General features: G+C 53.6%; 1 protein-coding gene, 1 tRNA gene and 2 rRNA genes (1 of these 4 cut by a window edge). 3 read left to right on the top strand and 1 reads right to left on the bottom strand.

Annotated elements, in window-relative coordinates; all coding sequences use genetic code 11:
• Both JJB09_RS26380 and rrf read left to right on the top strand, forming a co-directional pair.
• Positions 1-1,991: ribosomal RNA gene (locus JJB09_RS26380) — 23S ribosomal RNA — on the top strand (it extends 805 nt beyond the left edge of the window).
• Between the two features lie 109 nt (positions 1,992-2,100).
• Positions 2,101-2,215: ribosomal RNA gene (rrf, locus tag JJB09_RS26375) — 5S ribosomal RNA — on the top strand.
• 23 nt (positions 2,216-2,238) lie between these two features.
• Here the strand turns inward: rrf and JJB09_RS26370 are convergent.
• Complete coding sequence (locus tag JJB09_RS26370; RefSeq protein ID WP_201664076.1) at positions 2,239-2,460, bottom strand: hypothetical protein; 222 nt, start codon at positions 2,458-2,460, stop codon at positions 2,239-2,241.
• Here JJB09_RS26370 and JJB09_RS26365 point away from each other — a divergent pair.
• Positions 2,424-2,500 (top strand) — tRNA-Met (locus JJB09_RS26365). The two genes, JJB09_RS26370 and JJB09_RS26365, sit on opposite strands and share 37 nt — an antisense overlap.

The following is a 2,500-nucleotide window of genomic DNA, read 5'->3' as shown; positions in this document are numbered from 1 at the left end:
GGTTAGGGGTGAAAGGCCAATCAAACCTGGAGATAGCTGGTTCTCCGCGAAATCTATTTAGGTAGAGCGTCGATCGAATACCCTCGGGGGTAGAGCACTGGATGGGCTATGGGGACTCACCGTCTTACTGATCCTAACCAAACTCCGAATACCGAGGAGTACTAATCGGCAGACACACGGCGGGTGCTAACGTCCGTCGTGAAAAGGGCAACAACCCTAACCTCCAGCTAAGGTCCCCAAGTCATGGCTAAGTGGGAAAGGATGTGAGGATCCCAAAACAACCAGGATGTTGGCTTAGAAGCAGCCATCATTTAAAGAAAGCGTAACAGCTCACTGGTCTAGTCAAGGGTCTTTGCGCCGAAAATGTAACGGGGCTAAAGCCATGCACCGAAGCTGAGGATGTGCAGCAATGCACGTGGTAGCGGAGCGTTCCGTAAGCCTGTGAAGGAGGACCCGTGAGGGCCTCTGGAGGTATCGGAAGTGCGAATGTTGACATGAGTAACGATAAAGGGAGTGAGAGACTCCCTCGCCGAAAGACCAAGGGTTCCTGCTTAAAGTTAATCTGAGCAGGGTTAGCCGGCCCCTAAGGTGAGGCAGAAATGCGTAGCCGATGGGAACCACGTTAATATTCGTGGGCCTGGTGGTAGTGACGGATTGCGTAACTCGTACAGTCTTATTGGATTGATTGTGCGGGGAAGCGGTTCCAGGAAATAGCTCCACCATTATAGACCGTACCCGAAACCGACACAGGTGGTCAGGTAGAGTATACCAAGGCGCTTGAGAGAACTGCGTTGAAGGAACTCGGCAAATTGCACGCGTAACTTCGGAAGAAGCGTGACCCCATTGCACGCAAGTGTAGTGGGGTGGCACAGACCAGGGGGTAGCGACTGTTTATCAAAAACACAGGGCTCTGCGAAGCCGCAAGGCGACGTATAGGGTCTGACGCCTGCCCGGTGCTGGAAGGTTAAGAGGAGAGGTGCAAGCTTTGAATCGAAGCCCCAGTAAACGGCGGCCGTAACTATAACGGTCCTAAGGTAGCGAAATTCCTTGTCGGGTAAGTTCCGACCTGCACGAATGGCGTAACGACTTCCCCGCTGTCTCCAACGCAGACTCAGTGAAATTGAATTCCCCGTGAAGATGCGGGGTTCCTGCGGTCAGACGGAAAGACCCCGTGCACCTTTACTATAGCTTTACACTGGCATTCGCCAAGGCATGTGTAGGATAGGTGGTAGGCTTTGAAGCTTGGACGCCAGTTTGAGTGGAGCCATCCTTGAAATACCACCCTTATCTTCGTGGATGTCTAACCGCGATCCGTCATCCGGGTCCGGGACAGTGTATGGTGGGTAGTTTGACTGGGGCGGTCGCCTCCGAAAGAGTAACGGAGGCGCGCGATGGTGGGCTCAGACCGGTCGGAAATCGGTCGTCGAGTGCAATGGCATAAGCCCGCCTGACTGCGAGACTGACAAGTCGAGCAGAGACGAAAGTCGGTCATAGTGATCCGGTGGTCCCGCGTGGAAGGGCCATCGCTCAACGGATAAAAGGTACGCCGGGGATAACAGGCTGATGACCCCCAAGAGTCCATATCGACGGGGTTGTTTGGCACCTCGATGTCGACTCATCGCATCCTGGGGCTGGAGCAGGTCCCAAGGGTATGGCTGTTCGCCATTTAAAGCGGTACGTGAGTTGGGTTCAGAACGTCGTGAGACAGTTCGGTCCCTATCTGCCGTGGGTGTAGGAATATTGACAGGATCTGTCCCTAGTACGAGAGGACCGGGATGGACGTATCTCTGGTGGATCTGTTGTCCTGCCAAGGGCATAGCAGAGTAGCTATATACGGAATGGATAACCGCTGAAGGCATCTAAGCGGGAAACCAACCTGAAAACGAGTGTTCCCTGAGAGCCGTGGAAGACGACCACGTTGATAGGACGGGTGTGGAAGCGCAGCAATGTGTGAAGCTTACCGTTACTAATAGCTCGATAGACTTCATCGTTCTCATTGTTCATGATCATCACATGAAAACAAAACACAGCACATTCAAAATCCAGCTTCTCGACAGACGATTAAATCCGTCTGCATAAACATGATTTGCGCTTTGCCGACCTGGTGGTTCTGGCGGGGTGGCTGCACCCGTTCCCATTCCGAACACGGCCGTGAAACGCCCCAGCGCCGATGGTACTTTGTCTTAAGGCACGGGAGAGTAGGTCGCTGCCAGGTCTGCAAAACGCAAATCATGCTTCTCAAAACACGATAAACAAACCGCCCACAAAGCGGAAAACAACCAAGGCCGCCCACAAAGCGGCCATTTGTTGTGGTAACAACAACAATGAATTGATCTCAGACGGTATTTTGCCTTCGGCAAAAACCGGCAGAAGCGACCTGAAGGTCGCTGACGCGACAAGTCCTCCGGACTTGCGCTGGATAACGCGGGGTGGAGCAGCCCGGTAGCTCGTCAGGCTCATAACCTGAAGGCCGCAGGTTCAAATCCTGCCCCCGCAACCA

Source organism: Phytoamicus setariae, from assembly GCF_016722925.1.
Lineage (GTDB): Bacteria > Pseudomonadota > Alphaproteobacteria > Rhizobiales > Rhizobiaceae > Rhizobium_E > Rhizobium_E setariae.
Note: the sequence above shows the minus strand (reverse complement) of the source record. Positions and strands in the feature narration are given on the sequence as shown.